This window comes from Rubripirellula obstinata (genome assembly GCF_001642955.1).
Taxonomy (GTDB): domain Bacteria; phylum Planctomycetota; class Planctomycetia; order Pirellulales; family Pirellulaceae; genus Rubripirellula; species Rubripirellula obstinata.
Genome location: NZ_LWSK01000040.1, coordinates 21,175 through 47,095, shown reverse-complemented (window position 1 = coordinate 47,095; position 25,921 = coordinate 21,175). Strand labels below are relative to the sequence as shown.

16 protein-coding genes and 1 pseudogene are annotated in these 25,921 nt (G+C 50.2%); 1 reads left to right on the top strand and 16 read right to left on the bottom strand.

The annotated features are described in order from the left end of the window. The first annotated feature begins 305 nt into the window (after positions 1-305). Positions 306-1,037 carry a deoxyribose-phosphate aldolase gene (deoC, locus tag RC85_RS11960; RefSeq protein ID WP_068262914.1) on the top strand — a complete coding sequence of 244 codons (732 nt, stop codon included), beginning with the start codon at positions 306-308 and terminating at the stop codon, positions 1,035-1,037. Positions 1,038-1,386: 349 nt separating this feature from the next. On the opposite strand, the gene RC85_RS11955 is transcribed toward deoC, so the two are convergent. The 16 genes and pseudogenes from RC85_RS11955 to RC85_RS11885 all read right to left on the bottom strand — a co-directional run bounded on the left by RC85_RS11955 (position 1,387) and on the right by RC85_RS11885 (position 25,813). Continuing rightward, entirely contained in the window at positions 1,387-2,958 is a 1,572-nt protein-coding gene (locus RC85_RS11955; RefSeq protein WP_068262913.1) for a tetratricopeptide repeat protein, read from the bottom strand. Further along, the gene (gene xrtU, locus RC85_RS11950; RefSeq protein ID WP_068262911.1) at positions 2,955-4,811 is read right to left on the bottom strand and encodes an exosortase U; all 1,857 of its coding nucleotides are present in this window, start codon (positions 4,809-4,811) and stop codon (positions 2,955-2,957) included. Before xrtU (RC85_RS11950) ends, RC85_RS11955 begins: the two co-directional genes overlap by 4 nt. A 416-nt stretch (positions 4,812-5,227) precedes the next feature. Next, positions 5,228-7,681, bottom strand: coding sequence for a polysaccharide biosynthesis tyrosine autokinase (locus tag RC85_RS11945; protein WP_084422592.1), 2,454 nt, complete (start codon positions 7,679-7,681; stop codon positions 5,228-5,230). Positions 7,682-8,208: 527 nt separating this feature from the next. After that, a complete protein-coding gene (locus RC85_RS11940) occupies positions 8,209-10,029 on the bottom strand; it encodes a hypothetical protein (protein ID WP_068262909.1) in 1,821 nt (606 codons plus the stop codon). Between the two features lie 216 nt (positions 10,030-10,245). Continuing rightward, complete coding sequence (gene xrtU, locus RC85_RS11935) at positions 10,246-11,988, bottom strand: exosortase U (protein WP_068262907.1); 1,743 nt, start codon at positions 11,986-11,988, stop codon at positions 10,246-10,248. Positions 11,989-12,850: 862 nt separating this feature from the next. Then, the gene (locus RC85_RS11930) at positions 12,851-13,444 is read right to left on the bottom strand and encodes a Uma2 family endonuclease (protein WP_162273200.1); all 594 of its coding nucleotides are present in this window, start codon (positions 13,442-13,444) and stop codon (positions 12,851-12,853) included. Positions 13,445-14,089: 645 nt separating this feature from the next. Then, on the bottom strand, positions 14,090-15,433 hold the full coding sequence (locus tag RC85_RS11925) for a nucleotide sugar dehydrogenase (RefSeq protein ID WP_235033272.1): 1,344 nt from the start codon (positions 15,431-15,433) through the stop codon (positions 14,090-14,092). Positions 15,434-15,481: 48 nt separating this feature from the next. Further along, positions 15,482-16,234: a glycosyltransferase family 2 protein gene (locus tag RC85_RS11920; RefSeq protein ID WP_068262902.1), complete on the bottom strand. Its 753-nt coding sequence runs from the start codon at positions 16,232-16,234 to the stop codon at positions 15,482-15,484. 43 nt (positions 16,235-16,277) lie between these two features. Beyond that, entirely contained in the window at positions 16,278-17,471 is a 1,194-nt protein-coding gene (locus tag RC85_RS11915; RefSeq protein ID WP_084422591.1) for a glycosyltransferase family 4 protein, read from the bottom strand. Then, positions 17,468-18,616: a glycosyltransferase gene (locus RC85_RS11910; RefSeq protein WP_149752746.1), complete on the bottom strand. Its 1,149-nt coding sequence runs from the start codon at positions 18,614-18,616 to the stop codon at positions 17,468-17,470. The genes RC85_RS11915 and RC85_RS11910 overlap by 4 nt, the downstream gene beginning before the upstream one ends. A gap of 33 nt (positions 18,617-18,649) precedes the next feature. Further along, positions 18,650-20,101 carry an MBOAT family O-acyltransferase gene (locus RC85_RS11905; protein WP_068262895.1) on the bottom strand — a complete coding sequence of 484 codons (1,452 nt, stop codon included), beginning with the start codon at positions 20,099-20,101 and terminating at the stop codon, positions 18,650-18,652. After that, positions 20,101-21,198 (bottom strand): hypothetical protein, encoded by a 1,098-nt coding sequence (locus tag RC85_RS11900; RefSeq protein WP_157593920.1) that lies wholly within the window; start codon positions 21,196-21,198, stop codon positions 20,101-20,103. The genes RC85_RS11905 and RC85_RS11900 overlap by 1 nt, the downstream gene beginning before the upstream one ends. 71 nt (positions 21,199-21,269) lie before the next feature. Further along, a pseudogene (locus RC85_RS11895) lies at positions 21,270-22,392 on the bottom strand (ISAs1 family transposase). Between the two features lie 188 nt (positions 22,393-22,580). Then, positions 22,581-23,303: an FkbM family methyltransferase gene (locus RC85_RS29025; protein ID WP_084422589.1), complete on the bottom strand. Its 723-nt coding sequence runs from the start codon at positions 23,301-23,303 to the stop codon at positions 22,581-22,583. A 49-nt stretch (positions 23,304-23,352) separates the two neighbouring features. Continuing rightward, the gene (locus tag RC85_RS11890) at positions 23,353-24,144 is read right to left on the bottom strand and encodes a sulfotransferase domain-containing protein (protein ID WP_068262891.1); all 792 of its coding nucleotides are present in this window, start codon (positions 24,142-24,144) and stop codon (positions 23,353-23,355) included. 331 nt (positions 24,145-24,475) lie between these two features. Continuing rightward, on the bottom strand, positions 24,476-25,813 hold the full coding sequence (locus RC85_RS11885; RefSeq protein ID WP_149752745.1) for an O-antigen ligase family protein: 1,338 nt from the start codon (positions 25,811-25,813) through the stop codon (positions 24,476-24,478). Positions 25,814-25,921: the final 108 nt, after the last annotated feature.

Below are 25,921 nucleotides of genomic sequence, written 5' to 3'. Positions count from 1 at the left end.
TACGGCGGTGCGTGCATTGCCGTAACTCGCTAAGGCTCGCTACGGCCTACGTGCTGGCGATCAGGGAAATGCGCCGTTGCCACAATGCTTCCCAGCGCTACAGTTTGTGTTGTCTGCCATGGTGCCGCTTGCCCAATCTGCTGCGTTGCAATGATTTTCATCAGGCCGGGCGTTGCGTGCCGCCCCCACAGCTTCTTGCACTCGCCACCGCGAGTTGCGAAGAACAACCACTACGCCAGTCGTATTCTGACCGGTATCCTGGTGAAAACATCAGCCAATCGAATCCCTGTGACCGGAACCTCATCATGCAATACAGCTACCAAGACCTCGCAAAGATGATTGATCACTCGATGCTCAATCCCAACATGCCGGTGTCAGATTTTGACCGGGGTATCGAGCTGGCGATTTCGTACGACGTTGCCAGCGTTTGCATCATGCCCTTTTATTTGAAACGATGTGCCGAATTGCTTTCAGGCACCGACGTCAAAGCGTCAACTGTGATTGGCTTTCCGCATGGCGGTCAGACAACCGCTACCAAGCGAGCGGAAGCCCAGCAAGCCATTGCTGAAGGTTGCGAGGAACTCGACATGGTGGTCAATGTCAATCAAGTTCTTAGCGGCAATTGGGATTACGTTCGTAGTGATATCGCTGCGGTTATCGAGGTCGCTCACGCGGCCGATCGAAAGGTCAAAGTCATTTTCGAGAATTGCTATTTGCAAGACGAGCACAAAATCAAGCTCTGCGAGATCTGTAACGATCTCGGTGCTGACTGGGTGAAGACGTCCACCGGCTTCGGCAGCAGCGGTGCCACGATGGAAGATTTGAAATTGATGCGCCAGCATGCCGCTGACAATGTTCAGGTCAAAGCCGCAGGCGGCGTGCGAGACCTAGACGCGCTGATTGAGGTCAAGAAGGTTGGCGTGACCCGTTGTGGATCCAGCCGAACGCCAGGGATGCTGGACCCGCTTCGGAGGCAACTCGGTATGCCCGAAATCAATTCAGCAAATTCTTCGGCCGGTGCGAATCCGAATTACTAGTAGCCAGTAGCTTGTCAGTCGCTGACCGGAAGTGAAGTAGGCCGGAAGGCGCTCTTTGGGTTTACCGGGAAATGAGCGAAGGCCCGGCCGCTTACGCGTCGCGGCTCACTTTGTTGGACAGGCCGGTCAGAAGTAGGCCCGGCCGCTTACGCGTCGCGGCTCACTTTATTGGATAGGCCGGTCAGAAGTAGGCCCGGCCGCTTACGCGTCGCGGCTCACTTTGTTGGACAGGCCGTTCAGAAGTAGTCCCGGCCGCTTACGCGTCGTGGCTCACTTTATTGGATAGGCCGTTCAGCAGTAGTCCCGGCCGCTTACGCGTCGCGGCTCACTTTAATCGCCAGGCCTACGCCTACTCTTCTGCCTCGGCTTCTTCTACTTCCTTGACCTTTTCGGAAAGGTCTTCAACGTCGGTGTCGATGCTTAGATCAACCTTCATGCTTTCCGGGTCTTCCGCGCCCTGGCGGTGCATGTCGGCGATCGCGGTGTCGCCGATTTCGTCATAGCAGACTGCCAGTGATTTATGAGCGTTCTTGGCGAGTGAATCAATGATCAACGCGTGCTCGAGATCGGGGATTGCTTTCTCGTACTTTTTCATTCGGAACAAGATCTGTCCGCGTGTTTCAAAGAAGTGCGGGCTTGCGCCGGGCGTTTGCTTGATCGCCATTTCTGACACCTTCAACGCTCGCTCCAGATCGCCATCTTCTTGCAGTGCAATCACAACGGCCAAGTTGTTCAAAATCGCTCCGCTCTTGGGTAGATCCTTCGCCGCCAGTTCCAGTTCGCGTTCCGCGATCTTGTACTTGTTCTTCATCAAGGCCGCCGTGCCGCGTAGGAAGTGAGCGATCCCGGGCGAGGTGCCGGAGACGAGCGCCTTGCGAAGCGCCGCCATCTCTTCGCTCTTTTCGTCCATGGTTGCGAGAACTTGGTCGGCGATCACGCTGACAACACGCGGGTTGTTGGGGGCGTATCGCAGTGCCACTTGCAACATTTTCAAGACGCGTACGCGGTCTTTGGAGGTTGTGGTTTCAGAGTTTTCAAGAAAGCCCACCCAGGCCACGATCGCATCACCCATCGAAATCGATAGCGTTCGTTTTTGGTCGTCTTTGCGAGCTCTACCAATTGCTTTGTAGAGTGTCTGCACTGCTTCCGAGTGCTGTTCTAGGAACAGTTGACTCTGAGCGACGGCAAGAGCGAGCGTCGGGTTCGTGGGTTCTTCCTCGTAAAGCTTCTGGACTTTTTCAAGCGTACGGTTGGCCAACCGATTCGCCGTTGCGGTATTGCCCAATTGCTTTGAAAGTGCGGCTGCCTGCAACCCACGCATCGGCTGATACCGCGAAAGGTCATCCAGCAATGGAATCGCCTTGTTGTAATCCTGGGTCGCCATCAAATAGTTGACCAATAACTGTTTGATCCGTAAGTCTTGTGGCGTTTCTTTGTGGACCAGCTTTAGCAGTTCTCCGAATTCGTCTGCCTCATCGTCCGCAACGTTCAATTTCTTTTTTTGACTCAAGTACTTCTTGTCCAGCAACCAGCGAGCGGCACTGTCGTCTCGTTTGACGCTGACGAGTCGTTGCATCAGTTCGATTGCTTCTTCTTCTTCGCCCAATGCATCTTTAGTCATTCCCATACGAAACAAGACTTGAGTGTCGTTGGGTTTCTGTTCCAGTTGTCGGGCGAGCACCAATTCGGCGGTGCCAAAATCATCTTTTTCAAAGGCCGCGCCGAGTTGTCGGTCCAGCAGACGACCGCGCCAGTCAGAATTTTGAGAAAACGCAGCAATCGTACAGACAATCAACAACAGCAAGATGGCTACCGCTGGGAAAGATTTAGGTGTATCGCGAACCGGGAATGACATCAGCCACCCCGAAACAAACTGTCCGCCCCACTTCAGCCAAGAGATTGGATTTAAGTACTGAATCATGATTGAGGCCCCCGCAGTGATTGGGTTTGTGTCTGATCAAATGGTCCCGGCTTTGACGCGGCTGATTCGTCACCAGCGATCGCTCGGGCGACCTCTTCGCGGTGTTTGACGAATTCTCGTTTCAATACTCGGATGTCACTCGGCGACAATTTTTCGGGTGTGACTACTAGAAACTGTATCATCGCGGCGGGTTTTGTGGTGCTACTATCGCCCATTCCTAGTCTAAGCCAAAAGCTTTGCGATAACGAACCGACGGCGGTCGGAGTCTCCATGATTTTGCCATCGCTATCGATGGCTGAGAAGTAGAGATAGCCTTCCAGTTCCGAGCCATCTCCGCTGCGCATGCGGGCGGTTGCGAAAGCATTGAACTCCTCGGGTGCTTCCGCCAAGTCGTCCAAATCTGAATCGTTGTCCGCTTCAGCATCCTCGTCGTTCTCATCTGTGACAACCAGTTCCATTGACTCGTTGTTGCGGTCAATGACTTCCCAGCCCGAGTTTTCATAGGCTCTGGAAAGCTCAATCCATTTAGCTAAGGGTTGAGTAATTTGAATCGTTAAATTTCCACCGCGAAACTTCCCTGTCCAAGTATCATCGCGGCGACTGGAGCTTGAACCCGCTGGGTCCGAAGAGGTGTCATCGGCAGATGATTGGTAGTCATTGATTTGAAAGTTTTCGTTACTGCTGATTTCGGAAAACAGGTTTTCAGTTGGATTGAACAGCGGTCCAGATGACACGATTTCTTGCACGTCGTCGCTGCCTCCGCGAAATACGCCTACGATCGACAGAACGCTCAAGAGAGCTGCCGTGCCAAGCAAGCCGTACCAAGGTGACAATGCCAAATCGGGGGCGAAGTCATCATAGTCATCGCGATTGCTCGACCTGGACAATTCCTCCGAGGCTCGATTGTCATTCATCCATGAAAACTTGTTCCAAAACTGTACGAATGGATTTGATCCGGCATCGGTGTTGGGTTCAACGTAGTGAAAAGCAATCGCAAACAGGTGATGAAAGGAATACAGAAGTCCGAATCCAATCAGTGCTGCAATGGCCGACATTGCGAACGGGTACCAACCCTCAGTCAATTCCATTTCCATCGATTCCGCAGCAATCACACTTAGCACCAGCCTTAGCGAATTGACCGCCAAGGTCGTGATCAACGCGGCAACAGCGTAAAGCGGCAACAGCCACAAGCTCATCCGTTTCCATGCGAGCAACGAGAATGCAATAAATAGAAAGAATGGAAATGCGACCAATCCGCCGCAAACTCGGCTGGTGATCACCTCTGATTCAAACAATCGGATCACGCTGCCTGAAACCGAGTGCGGCATTTCAAAGTAATCCAAGAAAATGCTGGACAGCCAAGCCGTGCTACGGTTGATCGTGCTGGCAAAGATACCCGTCACGCCGGACGGGAGTGAAATTGCCAACAGCGGGGCGATCAAGCCTACAAGTGATTTCTGAATGGTGCCGCGGACATTGGAAAGTGCCGCTGCGGCGATCAACAAAAATCCCAAAGCCCCCAGCCATGGAAATGCAATCAGCCCGCCCAGCAATACAGCAAGTAATCCCAAGGCTACCACGATCCACTTGGAAAGAGTCTCCGGTCGGCTAATGGTCCCCTCCGCTCGTTGCCAGTAAAGGAATCCAATCACCAAAAAAGGCAAAGGCAAGAATGCGTATTGGGAATCGCCGAGCAGACCAATCCAATGTGCGAGAGCAAGCGGAAGTGCGGGCACTAGGCAAACCAACCAAAACACTGGTCCGCCAGATTGACTCCACCAGGGTTTTTCACTCGCCGATTGAGCTGACCTAAAGTCATCCGAGGCGGTCGTTTGAGATTCAACCGAAGTCATTCTATTTCGTTCGCTAGTAAGGGGGGAGCTTGTACGTTGGTACGAAAGGAACAGGGCAAGAATCGATGATAACTGCGGGGGCTAACGGCAGTTGTTACTTTTTGCACCGTGTCACAGTAAAGTGTGCAAAATGCACTCAAGATTCATGTTCCTAATCGTCTTAGCCGTTTCGGCGCTCGCCGCGGTTTTTCGATCAGACCCGTAACAAACGCCGAAACAGCTAATTTAAAGAATCGCTGACCGGTTAGGATACCATGAGTGCCCCTCGCCTGCGAGTTTTGAGTCGCCCTGGTTTCCGACTTTTTATTTTCGGACGGGACCGCCATCGCTGTCGAGGGTTAAACCAAAGGTTAAGTTCTCGACAGCGAGTACGGAAACTTCGCTGAGCATCAGAGATTCAGCGAGCAAAGCCAGGATTAGCCATCAAGCTCATCGGAATTCGACGCTGAAACAGCGGCAACCGGTTTGCTCGAGGTTTGGGACCCCTTTCCGGAGATGATCAGCGGCTCTTTGTCGCGACGCACCTTGTTGCCCTTGGCCGACCGGTAGTACCGACTGGTGTGTCGGGCGTAGCGGTAATAGCCATATCCGCGGTATCCATCGCTGGCACCAGCTTCGTCGGAGTTGTTGATAACAACACCAAGCACGCGAGCACCGACGCTGCGAAGGATATTGATCGATTCCTTCGAGTTGTGGCGACTCTTGCGACGAACCCGAAGAGCCATCACAACACCATCAACCAAGCTGGCGATGATGCTTGGATCGGTGACCACCAACAACGGTGGAGTATCGACAATGATGTAGTCAAATTTCTGCTTCAGCACTTCCAGCATCGAACCCATTTCGGGAAGCGTCAAAGCTTCGGCTGGGTTAGCAGGAACCGGACCACTTGGCATGACAAACAAGTTATTCAACGGGGTTGAATGACACCCGTCGGAAACTTCGCAGTCTCCGTTAAGCACATCGGTCAAACCCTTCTGTTCAGCCAAGCTGAAGAAGTCGGTCAATTGAGGACGTCGAAGGTCACTATCAATCACGAGAACGCGTTTTCCACTCTGCGCCATCGAACAGGCCAAGTTGCCCGCGATCGTACTCTTACCATCACCCGGCAATGGGCTGGTGACCTGAATGACTTTACAGCCCGGTCCCGAGGTTTCAAAGAATACTGACGTGCGGAACGATCGAATTGCCTCAGCCGGAACTGATGCAGGCATGTGGATCACCGCAAGTGCCGGATCCAGCTTCTCGTAGGGATTGACCTCGTCTTTCCCAAGCTTCTTCAGCTTGCCCTTGAAGAACGGAATGTGCGTCAACACAGGCACGCCCAATTCTTCAGAGATCTCATCTGGATCGCGGAAGGTATTCGCATTCTTCTCAAGCAGCAAAGCAAGTCCGGAGCCAAGCATAATGCCCAGCAAGCTACCCAGTCCTACTGTTTTCAAAATGCTGGGGCCAACCTTGTAAGCAAGCGACGGCGCGGTCAACTCAATCACGCGAGTACCACGCTCATCCTTGCCGATACTAACTTTCGCCATCTGCTCTTCAAGTTGTTCCAGCAACTCGCGAGTCCGCTCGATTTCACGAAGCTGAGCTTGATTTTCTTGTTCATATTGAGCCAGCTTAGATGCACCCAAACGCTCTTCGCTGATTTGATCATCAAGTTCTTTCCGCTGTTCCGTTAGCAAATCCACTTGAGCTTCCGAAGCCATGACAATTGCAGCTAGTGCCTCTTTGGCTCTTTGAACCGGGTCAACGAGTGTTTCGCCAATCAGCTCCATCACGCGGTCAGTTTGGTCTTCCACCAGTTTCTTCATTTCCGTCTTCATCGATTCCAACTGAGCATCCAGGTTGCGAACCGTTGGGTGCTCTGGACCAAACTCGGCCGCGTACTTGTCGCGTTCGATGATCATCGGGACAAGTTCCTTGTCCAAACCAATGGTCGCAAGAATGCGGTCACCCTGCTGCAACTCACCCAATCGACTGCCAGAATTTGGCAGCGAAAACTGCTTGCCCAAAAGCTCGCCAATGATGTTCAGTCCCAAAATCGGATCCTGGCCTGATTGGCTGACAATCGACTTCAATGCGGCAACTTCAGTTTTCTTTTGACGTGCAATCTCATCGATCTCGCTTCGTCTTCCAACCAAAAACAATTGGCGTTCACGGTGCGGGTTGATCGCAAGACCCTCCGCATTCCAAGCTAGCGGTGCATCGCGTCGGAAGGTGCGATAACGGTTTTCAAGTTCCAACATCTTTGGATGAAGCTGTTCCATCCCCGTCGAAATCAATCGAATCAAATCACCACGATTGCTCTTGTAGTTCTCGTTGTAAAAAGACTGCAAAGATTCGCTAAACGATTCAACGGCCGCCTTGCAAAGCTCCTCATTCTCGCTTTCGAAGTGCATCAACGTCACAACTGACTGAGCAGTCTTAACGTCTTCCACTTCGGGTTCTAACTCAAGAGACTCCAGGGACTCTTCCACGAATGCACCAACTCTACCCTCGAACTCTTCCTGAAATGGACGCAGACGTGGTGCGTTAAACGTCATTTGCATCACGCGATCGCTAAACAGTTGCGATTGAACGATATCCAGACTTGGTACACCGCCGACCATGTCCCCGTTGATAGGATCCAGCACAGCGGCTTGATCGGATTCGATCATTAACCGCGTGGTGCTGCGGTAGGTTTCAGGTAATTGCAGATAGATCAGCAGGCCAACAACCGCACCCACGACAACGGGCAAGGCGACAGCCCAGCGGTAACGCCAAAGGACCTCGGCAACGTTGACTGGCTGGGCATTGGTACCCGGAGCCGTCGAAAACGGATCGAGTTTTTGCGCTAACTGAGGTGAAGGAGGTGCAGTAGCTTGCATTCGAGAGAAACCAATTCGAGATCGAGAAGAAAGGAATGCCTGAGGGACAATCCACCAATTCTAGCGGTCAGCGGCCAAAATCAATCCCTAAATCTGGCCCGAAGATTGCATTCCCCCAGCCAACCGCCGAAATAACCGTCCCATTCGTTCCAGGCTTTCCAGGTCGATGCTGCGATAGTGGGAAGATTTACGTGAGTGTCCAGCAATAGCTTTAGGAGACTGTCCCGAAATAACTTCCCGGTTTTCCCGTAGCTGGGCCCGCCAGGGTTCAGACCATCAGGAGCTCTAAACGCCTCCGCGTAGCACTACATAGAACCGCTCATTGACGCTGATAGGACGCTAACAAGAAACTCCGCAAAGATTCAACAAACGGTTTAAAACTTGCTTTGTTAGCGTTTTGTTAGCGTCCATTAGCGGTTCAAAGTCTCAATTACTCGAAGACATTGGCAAAACGATGGAGAGGCAAAACGATGTTGCGCGGTCGTTTTTTTGGGCAAGACGGTGGGTGGCAATACCATGTTGCGAGGTCATTCGGCTTTGCCGAGAGTCTTCTTTTCGAGGCGGTTGATAAGATCTTCGATCTGGATGAAAAGCTGCGTATCGCCAACCAGCGGTTCTGCTGCTTCAAGCGTTTTAGTGGCGGAATCCTGATCCCCTGCTTGGCTTTGCCACCCCGCAAGAGCCAACAAAGCACTACCGCCTTTTTGTTGGCGAATTTTTTCAGGATCAAGAGTGATCGACTCCATCAGCATCATCCACAGCTTTACTTCCGCGGGATCCGGTTCAGGCTCGGCGAACAATCGCCAAGTCGCGATGCTGGCCAACATATCGATCAAACCCACATTCAACATCGCTTCGCTAGCGACCACATCATTAAGCTGCACATCGTCCCGTTTTATCCCCGCCGAAATTGCCTCGGTCGTCATCGCGATGATACTACTCGGGCTTGCCTTCGCTGCCTCGACTACCCTGTCGTCGATCGGCGGAAAGTCGTCCAGCTTTAAAGCGTTCTTCGCTGCCATGCCTCTCGCCACCCCGATCGCCATCAGCATCTCAAACGAATCCGTTGAATACCTAGAAAGGTTCACCGCTGTTTCCAAACCTTTCTCGATCTGAAACTGAGTCTTGATCCGATCCAGCCAAGACTCGGACTTCAATAATTGTAAAATTGCGTAAGAGGAATCACGCCTCAAAAACGCGACTTCTTGCTTACCAACCGTTTCGGTTTCCGACAGCTCGCCAATCGTATCGACGATGCTAGGCCAATCCGCCGTCGCTGCTTGAAAGCGAATCGCCATCGCTTGCCCAAGGATCCCATCGGTATCTTTCGCGTTGTAACGATAACTCCGATCAAATCGTTTCAACGCGTCTTGGATGGATCGTTCGTCACTATCATCGGCCACGGAAACCATCAATTTCGAAATCGCCAACAGAGCTTCGGTTCTACTATCCGTCAGTCGCAGTAAAGTTTCCGATTCAGCGGAACTGCCACTTTGATCTTTGAGAAGCGTTTCGAGCTCGGCTAGCTTTTCTGGCTGGTCCTGGTGCCCGATCAACCAAGTGGCGATCGCCATCCCACGCAAAAAAACATCTTCATCGCTGAGCGTGTTCTCTTCTGAATCTCCGCCAAAAGGCTGTATTGCAGCGGGCTGTAATTCAGTGGGCTGCAATTCAATAGGCTGTAGTTGAGAGGACTCTGGTTGACCTTCCTGCTCTTGAGCTGATCGGGCCAGGCAATCGACCAGCACGACGGATGCTTGCGTTAAAAGATCATCGAGCGAATTCTGGTCCCAACCACTTCGGACCACGGAGTCTTCGATTTGCTGCAACTTGGCAAAACTGCCGAACGTCGAATCCGATTTCACGACTTCCGCCAGATACTTATCGCTGCGGCCTTGATAGCCATCAATACGACGCTTGATCTCACCCAATCGGACACTCAGCAACGTCGGGTCATTCCAATTTGGCGTACTGGAAAACAACGAATTGAGGCGATGAGCATGCTGCCGCAAAAACTGGAAGTTTCTCCAAACAACTTCAGGTTCATTCATCTGATCGGCAATACGACGCATAACAACGTCAATCTCAGCACCAAGCAGATAGACTTGATCGCGATCGGGATTCTTGCTGGCAACGACTTGCTGGTATGACTGCAGGCTTTTTTGTAAACGTGTTTCGTAGGCTTCGTCGAGATGTTCTTTTCGCCACCAGTTTCCATAAAACAGGACGCCGGCAATCATCGCAGCGAAGAGCAAGACGGCAATCGCGAACCCTAGATCGCGCTTGCGCCCTATCGCGCCGTCCTGGGTTACCGTCTCCTCGGATCCGGAGGTTGAAAGGTCGTTCATGGTGATTGCGAGAACCGAAAAAGATAAGAATAGAAAGCTGACTTTGGTAGCGATGCCGCGTCAGAGGCCTGTCGTTTTAATTGAGCTTGGAACAAGAACGGTGAACCGCTGGCCGTGAGGCCTCGGGCCGACGCGGTATGCCCGGCCGCTCACGCGTCGCGGCTCAAGAAAACAATCCGCGATCCCCAAAACGGCTCATCAAAGTTGCTCTGTCCACTAGGAGCCCCCAAGCAAGTCGTCCGTGTACTCGGCTACCTGTTCACTGGTGTAACCTCGGATTTGGTCCATCATGTCGATAACCTGCTGCTTGGTTTCACTGGAAAGCGGTTCAGTTCCGGTTACCCAGTACTGCAGCATGATCGTCTGCGCGCTTCCGGTCAGTTCGGCGAAGTCGTCAAAAATTAGCGGCTCCAACGGCGCAAGCGACCGTGAGAAATTTGAATGCCCGGGTGCCCTCGGAATGCTGCCGTCCGAATCGACCGCCGTGAAAAAGAGTGTTCCGTGTTCCCCAGAATCGTTCGTGAATTCTGCCACGACCACTGGATCTGAACCTGATGTCGGCATGGTGGGTGTCCTGGCGACCAGCTTCCAATCGAGTACTCGATAGCACACCGTCAATTCGTGCCATCCCATGTAGGGCTGGCTCAACGCAAATTGGCCCTGCGTTGCATTGATTCCACACTGCCACGCATCTGAATTCATGCCGTGACGAGCGTTACGGTCAGCATGGGCGTCCCGACGATGTTCATGATTGACCACCTGGATCGGAGCATCTAACCCGGATAAGAAATTTGCCTTCGGTTCAAATAGCACTTCATCTTTTGCCACAACCGGCCGCTTGTCGGGTTCTCGCAGCAGCATCCACGCCGTCATCATCGCCCCGCAAGCCAGCGAAGTTACAAACGCAAATTTGGCAAGCTTCGGTAGTTGATTGAACGCAGTCTTGAAATTGAAATCGCTCGCGGCTGCTTCGTTACTCGCACTCTGATTAGCCGTATTTGCGCTAGCCACGGTTTTTTGAGAATCAGTGTCGAAACCGTGGCTATCGCCAAAACGGCTAATGGGATCATCGGAAGGTGAAGTTTGTTTTCCAGTAGGACGAAACTTGCCAAGCATCAATCCCAACACATGATCCAGTGACGCCATCATGCCTGCAGCAATTGCGAGCGCCGCGTAACCCACCAATTCATGGGTCAGTCCCTCCGTCAAGTCAAACGAAAACCAAGCCTCGGCAACTGCAATCGAAGTCACGCGAATGACGTTGCCAACGACGGCAAAGAAAAAGGCAAACAACAAATACACCGGTACCAAAAAATACGGTCGTCGCTTGTATGCCCAAAGAAGCAGCGTCAAAAAGCACATTGTGAAAAGAGATTGAACTCCGCTGCATGCTTCCGCCACAAACAAACTCTTGTTGACCAATTCAATCGTGTTCCCTGATTTGACATGGATCACCCCCAAGACGTCCAGCAGCGTGCTGCCCAGGTAAGTTGTCGCCAACTGCAGTCGGTGCATCACCGTATAGGTGCCTAGCAATGGTGCCCGAATGAACATCAACATCGGAACGGCCAAATAGCCCAGCGAATTTCCAGCGTGATCACGCTGAGCAGACAAAAAGCCGCCGGTTGCCAACGCAAAAGCGATTGCCCCAAGCCAACTCGATGCAAGGATCGCCGCCCCCACCATGAAGATCAGCGAGGCGATCGTTGCTGTTTTGGAAAACCATCCGTGCGGCAACCGAATCCGCCGATCGAATCGCACGTATGCCAAACCAAAAACGGCGGCCAGCAAGAACGGGAAATACTGGTACAGGCTTTGAAACCACATCGCCCGGCAATACTTCACCAAAAACGGCAGTAAAGCGACCAGCATCCCGCCCCAAAACAAAGCGGCAACGTGATCACGGCGGTCAAGCTGAAAGCCAGCCGAAGTCGATTCGGAAGTTGTAGAAGAACTCATCCCCAAATCTTAGTCACTCAATCGCCAGTCGTCAGGCTCGGAAGCGGAGGCCGGCAGTGGATTGGCAAAACCATCGGTGGTAAGACCACGCTCCGTGGTCAAAGCGAGCAGCATATTCCTCTAGTTCTGGTCCTCTTTTCGAGGGACTTGTCTAAGAAATCTATGCCGTGAATCGACCAGACGCCCCAATCAAGCTCGAACTCGTTAAACACTCGTGCATGTTGTGAAGAGATTGGCAAAACGATGAGGGGGCAAAACGATGGTGCGCGGTCGATTTGTATTCACTTTGCGTGGACACTGAAACTACTTTGGAAGGGAAATTGACGCAGAGACGCGGGGGGCGCAAGGACGCAAGGATTCAGATTTGAGGGGAAGTCAATTTTTCAAACCGGTTCGTGAGCCGTGATCGCGTAAGCGGCCGGGCCTCCGTATCAACACTGCGGTAGCCGGGCTGACGTAAATGCCCGAGGCGTTACCGCCAGCGGCTCACAAAAAATGCCAGCTTCAAAAGGTGATTTTCCCTTGATGAAGCCGGCAGTGGATTGGCAGCGCAACATGGTCTTGCCCCCGATGTTCTTACCAAATTTCCTAGTCTCGCTGACTTGAAATAGTCTTGTCTGAAAAATAGGTTTGAAAACTTGTTAGTTTGAAAATGGTGACGTTGTGCATAGCGTCAGGAATCTGGCAAAACGATGAGGGGGCAAAACGATGGTGCGCGGTCGTTGAGTTAAACAGAATTTCTGTTGATCGGCCCTCGGCATCTCAGACATCCCACAACGTTGTCCGAAGGCCACTAACCGGAGTCTAAAATCGTTTTGCCCCTCACCTTGTGATCTTCAAGCGAAGCAAGAGGATCTAAACGCTACAAGAACAAATCACTTACGGAAAATTCGGTGCCGCCTTCAAACGCGATGCCGCCCTTGATTGATTCTTTGACTTGGAAGCGGCGACACTGACTGTAGGCATCATTTTCGATACCATCATGTACCTCGATCACTCGGTTTCGTAGGTCAACAATCCAATAGCAGCCAATTCTGCCACCCGAGTACGTTGTCGCCTTTGCTTGGTCACGCAGCAGTGACGTCTCGGCGACCTCAATGGCAAGTGCAATGTCGGATCCGCCAGGGTGACGCGACGCATATTGCTGGGGTGGTCCTTTGACAACAGCGATATCCGGTTCGGGTTCACTTGATTGAAGTGTGATCGAACTCTGAATACGGAGAAACCACTGCGGCAACAAAAACGGGCGAAGCAACTGCTCAATGATCGAAACGGTTGCATCATGAATTGGAGAATGAACCATCTTGGGCGAAATCACTCCCTCTAGTAATTCGACGCGATCTGCCTCGGTCAGAACACCCACCTCAGCTAGTCGGTGATACTCTTCGACAGAAAAGTGCCGGACGGGAAACGCCGGTTGCGAAGACATCGATTCAGATTCAATTTGTGCGGACACTGAGAACGCTCGAGGGTGAAAAGAATGACTGAAAACCAAGATTGAATGATAACAGAGAAAGCCGAGGGGAGAGAAGAAAATTGACGCAGAGACGCAGAGACACGGGGGCGCGGAGACACGGGGGCGCGGGGGTGCAAGGACGCAAGGATTCAGATTTGAGGGAAGTCAGTTTTTCAAACCGGTTCGTGAGCCGTGATCGCGTAAGCGGCCGGGCCTCCGTATCAACACTGCGGTAGCCGGGCTGACGTAAATGCCCGAGGCGTTACCGCCAGCGGCTCACAAAAAATGCCAGCTTCAAAAGGTGATTTTCCCTTGATGAAGCCGGCAGTGGATTGGCAGTGCAACATGGTCTTGCCCCCGATGTTCTTGCCAAATTTCCTAGTCTCGCTGACTTGGAATAGTCCTGTCTGAAAAATAGGTTTGAAAACTTGTTAGTTTGAAAATGGCGACGTTGTGCATAGCGTCAGGAATCTGGCAAAACGATGAGGGGGCAAAACGATGGTGCGCGGTCGTTGAGTTAAACAGAATTTCGTTGATCGACCCTCGATATCTCAGATATCTCACGACGTTATCCGAAGGCCACTAACCTGAGTCTACAATCGTTTTGCCCCTCCATCGTTTTGCCCAAAATTGCGAACAAACTTTCTACGCCTTAACGATCTTCTCTCGACCCTCGGTCACACCTGACGTTGCATTGCGAGTGTCGATGACCAGCGACGAATGTTTGACGACGAAATCGTAGTCATAATCGCTGTGGTTGGTGGCGATCAGGACGCAGTCCATCGCTCGCAGGTATTCGGCCGTTAGCGGTGCGCTGGCCAGCGATGGCAGATTTTGATACCGACGTTTGGCCGGCAGTTCAGGGATGTAGGGATCGTTGTAGGAAACGTCGCCGCCGCGATCGAGCAACATGTCCATCAATTCAAACGATGGGCTTTCCCGCGAATCATCCACGTCCTTCTTGTAGGCCATCCCCAAAATCAGAATGCGGCTACCTTTGATCGGTTTGCCCTTTTGGTTCAGAGCTTCACTGAGTCGAGTGATCACGTACTCGGGCATCCGGGTGTTGACTTCACCGGCCAATTCAATGAATCGTGTAGTCATGCCTTCGCGGCGCGCGAGCCACGACAGATAAAATGGATCAATCGGAATGCAATGTCCGCCTAAACCCGGACCAGGATAAAACGCCTGAAACCCAAACGGCTTAGTCTTCGCCGCATCCACCACTTCCCAGATATCAATCCCCATCCGGTCAAACAGTGTCTTCAGTTCGTTGACCAAGGCGATATTCACGCTGCGGTAAGTGTTCTCCAGAATCTTGCAAGCTTCCGCGATCTCCGCGCTGGAAACTGGCACAACTTTGACGATCGCTTTCTCGTACAACTGGCACGCCAAACGCGTCGAAGCTTCATCGCAGCCACCGACCACTTTTGGGATCCCGGCAGCGGTAAAGTCCACATTCCCTGGATCCTCTCGTTCGGGACTATAAGCGACAAAGAAATCCACGCCAGCTTTCAAACCCGCCGGATTCTTTTCCAAGATTGGCAGCATCACATCGCGAGTGGTTGTCGGATAGGTCGTACTTTCTAGCACGATCAACTGACCAGGCCGCAGCACCTTGGCGATGGCTTTGGCGGTTCCGGTGACATACTTCAAGTCGGGATCACGCGTTCCCGTCAGCGGCGTGGGCACGCAGATCAGAATGACATCGGCGTCACAGAGCCTTGACATATCCGCGGTTGGTTCAAGCATCTTTTTTTCCAGCCACCCAGCGATCGTCGTCCCTTCGATATGCTTGATATAACTTTGCCCCTTCGCCAGCGCATCGATCTTTTTCTTATCAACATCAAACCCAATGCAACCAAACCCCGCGTTAGTAAAAGCACTAATCAGCGGCAGCCCCACATACCCAAGCCCCACGATGCCAATTTTTGCAGCGCCACTTGATATCCGCTGGGAAAGTGCTGCCAATGTGTCTGACGAACTCAATTAAGTGCTCCAAATGTTACTGTTTTCTTGAAAAACAAGATCCGTCTATCATCTTCGTTTCCAATACTGTGGGAGTTTTTGGAGCGGTTTGGAGATACGAAGAAACATTGGCGGCCTCAGCCCGTTGACTCGCCAAGCTTGCCGATCCAATTGATTGGCAATGAGCCTGTTTCTCAGCGACGCGTTACTTTTGCCACCTACTCGCATTTTGACCGTAACCTCCGGAATATAGCCCACTTGAATCTTGTGCCGAAACATTAGACGAACCATGCATTCATAGTCTGCTGCCGAACCAAATTCAGTCAAGTATCCCCCCAGGCGTTCGTACACGGTTCGCCGAACAAAAACCGTTGTATGAGGCGGCATCCATCCCCACCTCATTCTTTGGTGATCATATTCGCCAGATTGCCAATAACGGACAACTTGGTCCGTATTCTTTCCTTGAACGTATTCCAAATCGGCGTAAATCGCATCAAAATTTCCACTCGAAAACTTGTCCGCAACGGATGCCAATGCAGTTGGGGAAGCTAGCATGTCATCTGCATGCAAGAAACCAACGACATCACCAGTAGCTACCCTAATCCCCTTGTTCATTGCATCGTAAATTCCATCGTCGGGTTCTCGAACGGATATCGCGATTCGATCCGAATTGGCTGCAATGACATCACCAGTCCGATCGCTTGACATGCCATCCACCACGATATGCTCAATGTCGGTATGGTGCTGTTTCGCGACACTATCAAACGTGTCGCCAATGGTTCGTTCTCGATTGTAGACGGCGGTGACGACGGATATCTTCATAGAGGCTTCCAATTCGATCCGCGATTGAATTGCATGAACGGGCTCATGGGCTGACGCTTTCCTTGATATTGCTCATCGAGGAAAGACAATTGTCCATGCGCTGCAAGTGGAGTCCGAGCGTATACTGACGCTCGTAAGCATCCCGCGCGTTATGGCATAGCGACTCAAATTCCGCGGTTCCCATGCATGCGATCTTCCGCATCGCGTGGGTAAGATTGTCGTCTTGGTTTTTCGCTACCAAGAAGCCTGTCTTGCCGTCAGCGATCATGTCAGGAATGCCCGCATGAACATTGGCAATGACCGGTAAACCGCTCGCCATTGCCTCTAGAATACAAAGGGGTTGACCTTCGCCCGGGTATTGGGTCGGGAGAAGTAGGCAGTGGCTGCTTGCGAGAATGTCGTCCTTTTCTTGCATCATCACGATGCCATGATGGACGATTCGGCCTCGAAGCGTAGGATCATCGAGCATACGCTCAAATTCTTCACGAGCAGTCTGTGAATCGCTGGGTGCTCCCTCACAAGCTGAGTAAAGGAATTTCCCGCAGAGGTGAAGCTCGACGTCGAGTCCCTCTAGTAACAGGCTCTTGATTGCTTTTGCGGCTTCTAGATAGCCTTTCGATACCATCAAGTTTGAGAGAAATACAAAACGAAACGGACCATCAAGAGTTCTCGCGTTTGAACTAGAGACGTCGTGTACACCGTTTGGGATCACAATGATTTTGTCACTATCTTTTAAGAACGAAAACTGCTCCCGCAGCAGCTCTCCCAGAACAATAACTCCGCTGGCACGCCGAAGGGTATGGCGAATACAAAAACGCTGTAACTTCCCAGCGTTGCCGTAAAAGCCAGCGTAACCACCGCCATGTAAATGCAAGACACACGGTTTGCCCAGCAAAACGGCTGGCCAAATCAGGAAAGCGTCTTTGAGGAACCCCAGGAAACTGCTGGAGATAACGATATAGACGAGGTGCTTACCTGGAAGTGACCACCACGCAAAGGTGATTTGCCTTAGCAAAAACAAAAGTTTATTGAGTTGCAGCGTTCCGGTTTTAGCAACTGAAGATTCGAGATTGGTGTCAACTACCGTTGTCTTACAGTATCGTTTGTTCGACAAGTGCTCGGTCAAACAGCCAAATGCGATTGAAACGCCGGTCGGGAACGCGAGGCACCTTGGGCCTACCAGGAGATACTTGGAAACTTTCGGATTTAGCACAGATGGTTGGTTATTCACGCTCATCGGGCTAGCAACTGATCAAGCATGAGTAGGGTCCTGTTGGCCATGGCTTCCGTGCTGAAGTTCGCTGCAACTTCTTTGCTGATTTCGTTTCGACTCTGTTTTCGATCATCATAGGAATGGTTTGCAACGACCGTAAGACCTCGCTCTACGGCAGCTCGCAACTCCTCAATTCCGCCGTTTGCTGGAAACAAAAACGAGTTAACACCATCTTTTAAACTGGTGAACTCTGGCATCTGCATTGTGCGGGAAGAGTGAGTTACGACAGGCAGGCCATAGTTCAATGCATGGATGGCAGTTAACCCAATTGCACCAGGATGAACTAGTAAATCCGCAGATAGAAAATAGGGGGCAAGTTCCTCTTCATCGTAGATCTCCCCTGGGAGCGAAACCTGATCATCCAGTTCCAGTTCTTCAATGCAAGACCGATATTGATCAGTCAAAGGGCCAGAACCGATAAGAATAAGATTGGGACGGGCGTCCACTTCCATTGCAGAGATAAGCTCGAATAGCAATTCGTATTGATTCTTTGCAATGTGCCGACCAACCGCGAGGAGGCTCGGCCGCGAGTTTAACCCGCGATCTACCTGCCATCGATACAGTTTCTCTGAACTCCACTTGGCACGCGCTTCAAGAATACGATCTGAGTCTAGTCCGTTGCCCCAGGCCGCGAGGTTGTGGTTGCAAAATCCGCTGGCTCGCATTTCATCGATCTCAAGTGGCATATAGACCAAGTGGTTCTTAAAACGCTTTGACCATCGTAGCCGAATCTTTTCTGTTAGCCTCGAAGCCCCAGCCGTTTTGAAGTGATTTCGAAGCACCGTGAGTCGTCCCATCGCTTCACGAAGGGATGCGGCCATTACCGTCGAAAGGTAGCGAGGGTTGCTGTAGAAAACTACGCAATCATAGTCACTTAGAAGGCGACGCATGGGAAGACACTGAAACGTAAGGAAATGCTCGCTGCCCAAAGATCGAACAGGAGCAAACCGAACTCCCTGCACCGGCGTTATTCGCGGAATAGAATCCGTTTTTCTCGGTTCATTTAAAAAGACTGTGAATTCGTACCCAGATGCACGACCGAGTCTTTCCCAGTAATTTTGTCGGTACTGCGGAACAGTATTTTCGACAAATGCGACTTTTTTTATCACAATTTTAGTTATACCACGATGATTCGGTTCAAATTAGAACTGGAAGTAAATAAAGGGTGTTGATTGCATCGAACGCGATGCTAGCAGAAAACTCCACAGGAATCCGTACAATAAAGCGAATGCAAACGGAGGCAAGTTTCGCCAGACTTTTCGTTTTTCGTTCGACACATAGTTATGACGGTGGCAGAGCATCAAGCACGATAATGCAACAACAAGAATGAAGGTGCGTTCTCCTGCAATAGTGACTGAAGAAGGTGATGTATGTCCGATCAAGTTTCCAAGCACGACCATCGTGTCAGCAAAACTGCTGGCTCTAAAGGGAATCCATGCAAGGCATACCAACATGAATGTCAAAAGCTGGCCGTTTGCAGCCATCCACTTGGACGGTGTTGAAGTCAACGTTTCATTGCTCCCCTTCTTACTTGCAGAGGAACGCATCTCAGTCCATACGCGTAAGGCAATCAGTGCGAAGCCATGTAATCCACCCCAAAGAACAAAATTCCACGACGCACCATGCCAAAGGCCGCCTAGCAACATTGTGAGCATTAAGTTGCGGTACGATAGCCAACGTGTCCCACGACTGCCTCCAAGCGTAATGAAAAGGTAATCACGCAACCATGTCGACAGACTGATGTGCCAACGCCGCCAAAAATCACCAATATTCGTAGCGAAGTAAGGAAAATTGAAGTTGTTGCACAAGCGATAGCCAAGCAAACCGGCAGAGGCAATTGCCATCTCAGTGTATGCCGAAAAATCGCAATAGATCTGAATCGAGTAAGCAACGACCATCAAATAAGTGCTGAAAACATCATAACCTGTAGGCGATTGGTAAAAAGCATCGATATAAGGGGAAAGATTATCAGATACGCAAGCCTTCTTAAAAAATCCTGAAGCGAAGAGCACCAAGCATCCTCTTACGTCAATTGAATTCCAGCAACGCGGAGAATCAAGCTGCTTTAGAAAGTCAATCGCTCTGACGATAGGCCCAGCAACTAGCTGTGGGAAAAAGGCAACAAAAAGGGAAAAATCCAGCAAACTCTTCGTTGGCCTAAGTTGTCGTCGATAGATATCGATCGTGTAGCTAAGTGTCTGAAAAGTATAGAAGCTGATTCCAACTGGAAGAATAATATTTAAATTAGAAATGCTTGATTCAGAACCAAAGGAAATAAACAACTGGTTTAAACTGTCGACGAAAAAGTTGAAGTACTTGAAAATCGCAAGCATTCCGAGATTGAGAAACAGGCTCCCAAGAAACCAGTTTCGGCGTCGACTCTCTTTCTCTGATTGGTATATCTGTCTTCCAGCCACGAAATCGAAAGCCGTTGAGAGGATAATAAGAGATAGAAAACGCCAGTCCCAAGCTGCATAGAAGATGTAGCTTAGGGAAAGCAGCCAGAGTTTCCGTAGGCTCTGCTTAGGCAGTGTCCAATGCACGAAAAACGCCATTGGAAAAAAGAAAAAATACGCAAGGTCAGTAAATAGCATTATTCAGATTTTTGCAAAGCCAATTGGCTCGCGACTTCGTCCGCCAGTAATTTAGAAAACAGACGTGCGCCCTTTTCGTTTAAGTGAGTGGCATCATACCAACACTCAGTATTATCGAAGAGTTTCCAAGCGGTGTTGTCCGGCATGCATGAAATGATCCAACCATGCCCTAGCTTAGAAGCGTAATCGCGAATTGCCATATCTTCTAAAGGCCCTTCTGTCGTTGGGGGAAATACCAAGGCGACTGGCACCCGAAGTGACTTAAGGTTCTTTAGATCACGGGCAATCGTCGCAAACTCGAACTCCGTAAATGCGTCTGGGGAGGCAAAGCCGTCTGCAAAAAAGCTGTCAATCTCAGCCAGCTTCGCTGTGATAACAATGCCGGCTGCCTCATACCGTTTTTGCCCAAGCCATCGAGATGGCCTAGCTTCCTTAGCTGCAAGATCAATTTTAGCGGGACGCAGGACGGTAGGATAAACGATATCCGGAATGACGCCCAAGTTAGCTTGATTCAGTAGTGTTCCAATGATCGGAATTAAACTTGCTGCAAAGCGTTTGCCGATGGGGCGATTAGAGATGAGTTTAGTTTTCGCTAATTCGACGACATTATCTGCTGTGAAGAAGAAGCGAGACCGTCGCGTCCACAAATCCTTTGCACGAGATATCATGCGGATTTCTGGCTCCAGTAATATACACTTCAGGTGTTTGGGCGGTTCTTTGCAGATCAATTCAACCACTGACTTTCGCTCAGCGATTGACAACGCTTCAATACCAAAATTAAACGAGCCACGTGTCGGCTTTGCACGTTTGCGAACGAGCTCCTGGTCAAAAGTATCTTCATGAAAACCATAGTACACATGACTGGAACCGATCGCGACGACGTCAATATGCTCTGAGTTTTTTCGGTAATCTGCGATGCGGTCTGATAGAACAGGGATCAGTGGATTCCAAAACGGCTTTGTAACGAAAGCGTTGATCGATGCAGATGCTATCACGAATCCAAAAACAGCCGCCAGAAAACAATAAATTGATCCGCCTGAGGGCTTATTGTCATGGATATCTAGTATGTTGTTGTACTCTGCCATCTTATTGGTCAATTTGAATCGAGTAGTTCGAGTTTTGAAAGCACATTCGACAGATTGATCCGTCCACGGCCATCAAATCAAAATCATTGTCCAAACAGGAGTTTTTCGAGGAAATCGGTGTTCCATCCAGCCCGTTTTCGTCTGCCCTTCAAACTCGTCTTGGAACTGTCTTGCTTAAGAAGGCTGGTGACGAATCTTCGTATGAAACTCATGCTCTCGGTGGCGTGGCCTGTGCGAATGCGGCTGGCATCTTCGCTAAAAACAACGTCCGAAATCCAATGCATGCTTTCAACCCCCCAGTTCTTTCGGACTGAGTCTGCAAACTTACCAAGTTTCGCAGCGTGACTATTGATGTAGTAGCGGACTTCGCTGGTTTCTTTGTCACCACCTTCGTCGAGTTGATCGCTTGCCCAATGCTCTTGAGTCCTGGCCAATCTTTCGCCAGTGCCTTCAATGAGTCCGGAATCGCCGCGACGCAGTAGTCGCGTACTTCGATCCGACCGTGCCCTTTGCCGCGAATCATTTTGGAGCGAAACCCTGATTCAACCAAGCCCACTTGGTAGGCATCCATGAACGCCGCTTCGATCGCAGCAGCCAGTTTGGGATGATTGTCTTTCACCGCAAAAGTGCAGTTGCCGCCTCCGTCGGTGATCTGCTTGGCAATCTTTTTCCGACAGGCCATGGCACCGAGCGTGACGATCGTTCCTTCCAATTCAAGCATATCGACTCGTTGTGGCACTGCGGTAATTTCATTCGACTTCGAGCCCACGGCGACTTGCCCCAAGGTCAAGCCATTGTCGGTCGCCCACGCGCTGGCAATGTGAAGTGCATCGGACTTGGTGTAAGAACCGCGTGCTTTCTTTCTATCAATCGGAACGACCAAAGGTCCGTCTGATTGGCAGCTTTGACGAAGTTCACTCAGCCAAACGAGCAATGCTTCTTGGGACTGCACGGGCTTGATGATTGAGAGAATTCGGCCAATTGTGTCGTGCGAGGGAACGCCACTGGGCAAGTCAACGAATTGGCTAAACCAATCTTCTCTTTCGATGCCGAAGTCTTCAATTTCCGATGGACCATCCGCTCCAGTAATGACGGCCGAGACCACCAAAAACAGAACCGACTGAGCGGATGATCGCTGCGTCCGGGAACGCGAGGATCTTCTACAATTTCAAAACATGACTCGAAGGAAGCAACTTGTTGGAACATTGATACCCAATCCGTGACTGCAGCGTGAAACCTATCCGTAATGCCGCAATCTTTCGAGTTGTCTATGGATTTGGGCAAGGCCTACGCGAATACTTCTGCTGAATTTGATGCGATGGCCGTGGGGTTCCCTTCATGCATCCAGCCTAATGTGAAACCCATTCTTCGATTCCTGCTCTTAGATCCATGCGTTAACTTCTAGCAGTACTCTGATTCGCCTCTTGGTTGACGCTTTCGTTTATGAACGAGTACTCGCAGTAATTTGGCGAGATATGAAAAAGCTTGAAACCGAATTGACGCAGTAGGTCAATCGTTCTCGTTGTCATTTCGTTGGAGCAATGAGGAAGAAAATGATGGAATTCAATCAGCAACTGCCTTATTGGCAAATCAAGGAAGGTTTCATTCAATACATCGTATTCAAAACCTTCAATGTCCATTTTGATCAGATCGATTGAGTCGTGTCCAAGGTCTGTGCGAATGGTTCTAAGGTTTGAGCACGCGACTTCGATTGGCTTCCCAGACTTGGATGACGGATGCTTCGAATGCGAGATATGGGTCGGGTTATCGGGCTCAAAGAACTGCAGATGTCCAGGCTCGTGAGACAAAGCTAAAGGGTGAAACTTAAAATTAGGATCGAGATTCTGCTTCTCGACCCAAGACACAACCCGTGGAGTTGGATCGAAGCCATGTACAGCACACCGATATCGATTAATCAAAGATAGATCGAAGCTGACATCATGACCAATTCCAAAAGAATAAACCGTACTTTTCGAGCGGAGGCTCTCTCGCTCAATTGTCCAACCGCCATATTCGCTACCATGGAATTCGGTTGCCAAAGAAGCGTCAATTTTGACATCTGGCCGGTTCCCAAAAAACCTAGTTTTTATGCGGCGTAGACTTCTCTTAATTTCCATAGAGTATTCCGAGGTTTAATTACCGACGGCGAGTGACGGCTTAAATCGCTTAAAGTTCAAAATCGAATCCCAGGTTTTCAGATACCATCTCATAAGTCTTTTTCGACTCATGGCAGAAATAACCAAGAGAATCAGAGTCAAAGTGTTTCTTCCAAGCCTGAGAGTGTCCACCTTGAAACTGTATTGCTGTGTTTTTGGAAAACCCGAATTTTCTGAGTATGTTTTTGGTCCAACGTTGACTCGGCTTCATGACCATTGACTTTGATACTGATTTTGGAGCCAGTTGGAGAAACAGCCCCAATGCGGCCAAGTTTTCGTGGAATGAAAATTTCCATCCATCAAAGGTGACACATTTGATTGAGAATTTGGTCTGAGTGAGCCAAGATTCCACATGATAGTTCCAGTATTCAACTCGATTTAGTCCCCTCGATTTTTCGGAGTGACTGTACGGGTTGGGGCTGCGTAAGAATTCCGAGAAATCCATGCTGCGAACCTCCGAATCATGAGTCTTCGCGTATTTGTACAAAGATACCATGACATCCCGCCCGTCTCGGATCACGTAAACTATTTTCGCTCGATTGTTCAGTTTTGTTGCTGCCTGAAACCCATCCAAATGAGTTTTGTAGAGCGCAACATTTTGATCCAACCTCGGATCGTCAAAGTTTTTGAATCCTGAATTAAATGCATCGAAGTTCGCAACAAGGTTATCAAGAGTTAGATGCGTACCGGACCGTCTATGGGAGGCAACGAAGGTTTCGATCCTCGCTTCCTCACCACACGGTTGTCCACTGCCTGCGGTCTCAGGTTTCTTAGAACCCAAGCCTTCACGGTACATAGTCATAATTACCAGTTCTCGTTGTTTGGTTGTCTTGGTGAATCCCGACCATCAATTGTCCTGGCAAATTGGTTCCAGGTTTGCAGCAATTAGGCCGTAGGACTGTTGAGGAGAAAACGATTGGACCTAATCCTTTATCCACAATTAACGACAAAGAACGGAACGATGATTGTGACCAAAAAACCATTGTTACGTCCAACGCTCTAATCAATCGCTCGGTTACAATTCCCGCACAATCAAAACTTGGTATTAGAGATTGCGAGGTGTTGGCACTCAACGAAGGACGAAGCCAGCGTGACGTTCGGAACTCTTATCAAAGCAAGGTGAATTGGAGTTCTTACCGAGTTGCCGCGTTCGATGCAGACCGCTGCGTTGTGGTAGGGAAAATACCTCGAAGCTTGTTTGTTTCGTTTTCCTTTCTCATAAAGGCAGTGTACCACCCAGCGGTCAAACCAAAGCCAAATAGCGCCTGACTGCCGATCATACTTCCTTGCTTAAAACATAATGCAAATTGGAAGGTGAATAACGCTAACACCAGTCCGAGGTTGACTCTCGAACCAGCATCAAGCCCATCTTGCCGGAGAATCGCAAGGCCTCCAAATACCGTTGCGTAACAAAATGCGATAAAGAAAATGATTCCCAACGCACCTTCCTCTGCGATGATTTCTAGGGGAACTACGTGAGGATAAAAACCGATAATATCCCATGCTGCCGAGTTTCCAAGTCCAATGAGCCAATGAATTGGGCCAGCATCATACCAAGCGTCAAGTAATTGGTTCGACAAGAGAAGCCTTCCCTCCGCATGATTTCGTAAGTGTTCCGAATTCCAACGCCCAACATCCTTTCCGTTGCTGACGAAATAAAACATTCCTAATGCAACTACGAGAACTGTCCCCAACGCCATCATCGACGAACGCTTGGCAGCGACTCGAGCGGTAATCGGCAGCCAGATCAGCAGAGAAATTCCTGATGCAATCACCTGTCCACGCGAACCACTGCGGGCCAAGACCAAAAATCCTAGGATCGCAGCTGCAACATGGATTAAGAATAGTCCACCTCTTTTTCGCTCCATCCCGTAAATTTTAAATACGGCGGCTAAAATTACGAGGCCAGCAAAGCTTGCTACCGCCAAGGGATTGCCGCTGACACTGCTCCTGTTTAGACGCCCGACATCCATCACGATGCTTCGGTTGGAGATTGGACAAAGTGCAAGACCGATCAATACGAAAAATCCAAAGTATAGAAGCACTTTAATGGCCTTGTCCAACTGGTCACGCTCGAGCACGCACAGCGGGGCGATAAGAATAAACTGGACGACATAAGGAGCAATATTCTTCAAACGGTTGAATGAGCCACCGGAATTTGGAGCCCAGAAGATGCTGCAGACGGTCAATCCGAAAAGGGCAGCAAACCAAAGGTGTTCACGAGGGATCTCGATGCCTGCAAAAAAGTTTGTCCGCATTGCGACGTTAAAAGCCGCCAGACAGCTCATGCCGAAAAATGAATAGTTAATCAATGAACCGTGAGCAAGAAAAAACGGAAACGCAGCTTGCAGCACTTGCTCAGTTGCATAAAGACACCAGACCAGTCCTAGCGCGATGCCAGGATTTTTTCTTGTCATCATGGCAAGACAGACAAGTAATAGTCCAACGATTGCGGCAGATATTTGAAGCATAATTTTAGGTCCAAGCCTAAGTCATGGTTGTAAAAAAGTTGATGAAGGTCGATCAATCAAGTATTCACTCTCTTAAAAACGCAGGGTGATGATGCGATGAAGGCAAGA

Excerpts from the sequence above, each read along its gene's own strand:
- RC85_RS11885 (WP_149752745.1), bottom strand. The coding sequence starts at position 25,813 with ATGCTTCAAATATCTGCCGCAATCGTTGGACTATTACTTGTCTGTCTT.
- RC85_RS11920 (WP_068262902.1), bottom strand. The coding sequence starts at position 16,234 with ATGAAGATATCCGTCGTCACCGCCGTCTACAATCGAGAACGAACCATT.
- xrtU (WP_068262911.1), bottom strand. The coding sequence starts at position 4,811 with ATGACTTCGGTTGAATCTCAAACGACCGCCTCGGATGACTTTAGGTCA.
- RC85_RS11940 (WP_068262909.1), bottom strand. The coding sequence starts at position 10,029 with ATGAACGACCTTTCAACCTCCGGATCCGAGGAGACGGTAACCCAGGAC.
- RC85_RS11955 (WP_068262913.1), bottom strand. The coding sequence starts at position 2,958 with ATGATTCAGTACTTAAATCCAATCTCTTGGCTGAAGTGGGGCGGACAG.
- RC85_RS11890 (WP_068262891.1), bottom strand. The coding sequence starts at position 24,144 with ATGACTATGTACCGTGAAGGCTTGGGTTCTAAGAAACCTGAGACCGCA.
- deoC (WP_068262914.1), top strand. The coding sequence starts at position 306 with ATGCAATACAGCTACCAAGACCTCGCAAAGATGATTGATCACTCGATG.
- RC85_RS11945 (WP_084422592.1), bottom strand. The coding sequence starts at position 7,681 with ATGCAAGCTACTGCACCTCCTTCACCTCAGTTAGCGCAAAAACTCGAT.
- RC85_RS29025 (WP_084422589.1), bottom strand. The coding sequence starts at position 23,303 with ATGGAAATTAAGAGAAGTCTACGCCGCATAAAAACTAGGTTTTTTGGG.
- RC85_RS11915 (WP_084422591.1), bottom strand. The coding sequence starts at position 17,471 with ATGAGCGTGAATAACCAACCATCTGTGCTAAATCCGAAAGTTTCCAAG.
- RC85_RS11905 (WP_068262895.1), bottom strand. The coding sequence starts at position 20,101 with ATGCTATTTACTGACCTTGCGTATTTTTTCTTTTTTCCAATGGCGTTT.
- xrtU (WP_068262907.1), bottom strand. The coding sequence starts at position 11,988 with ATGAGTTCTTCTACAACTTCCGAATCGACTTCGGCTGGCTTTCAGCTT.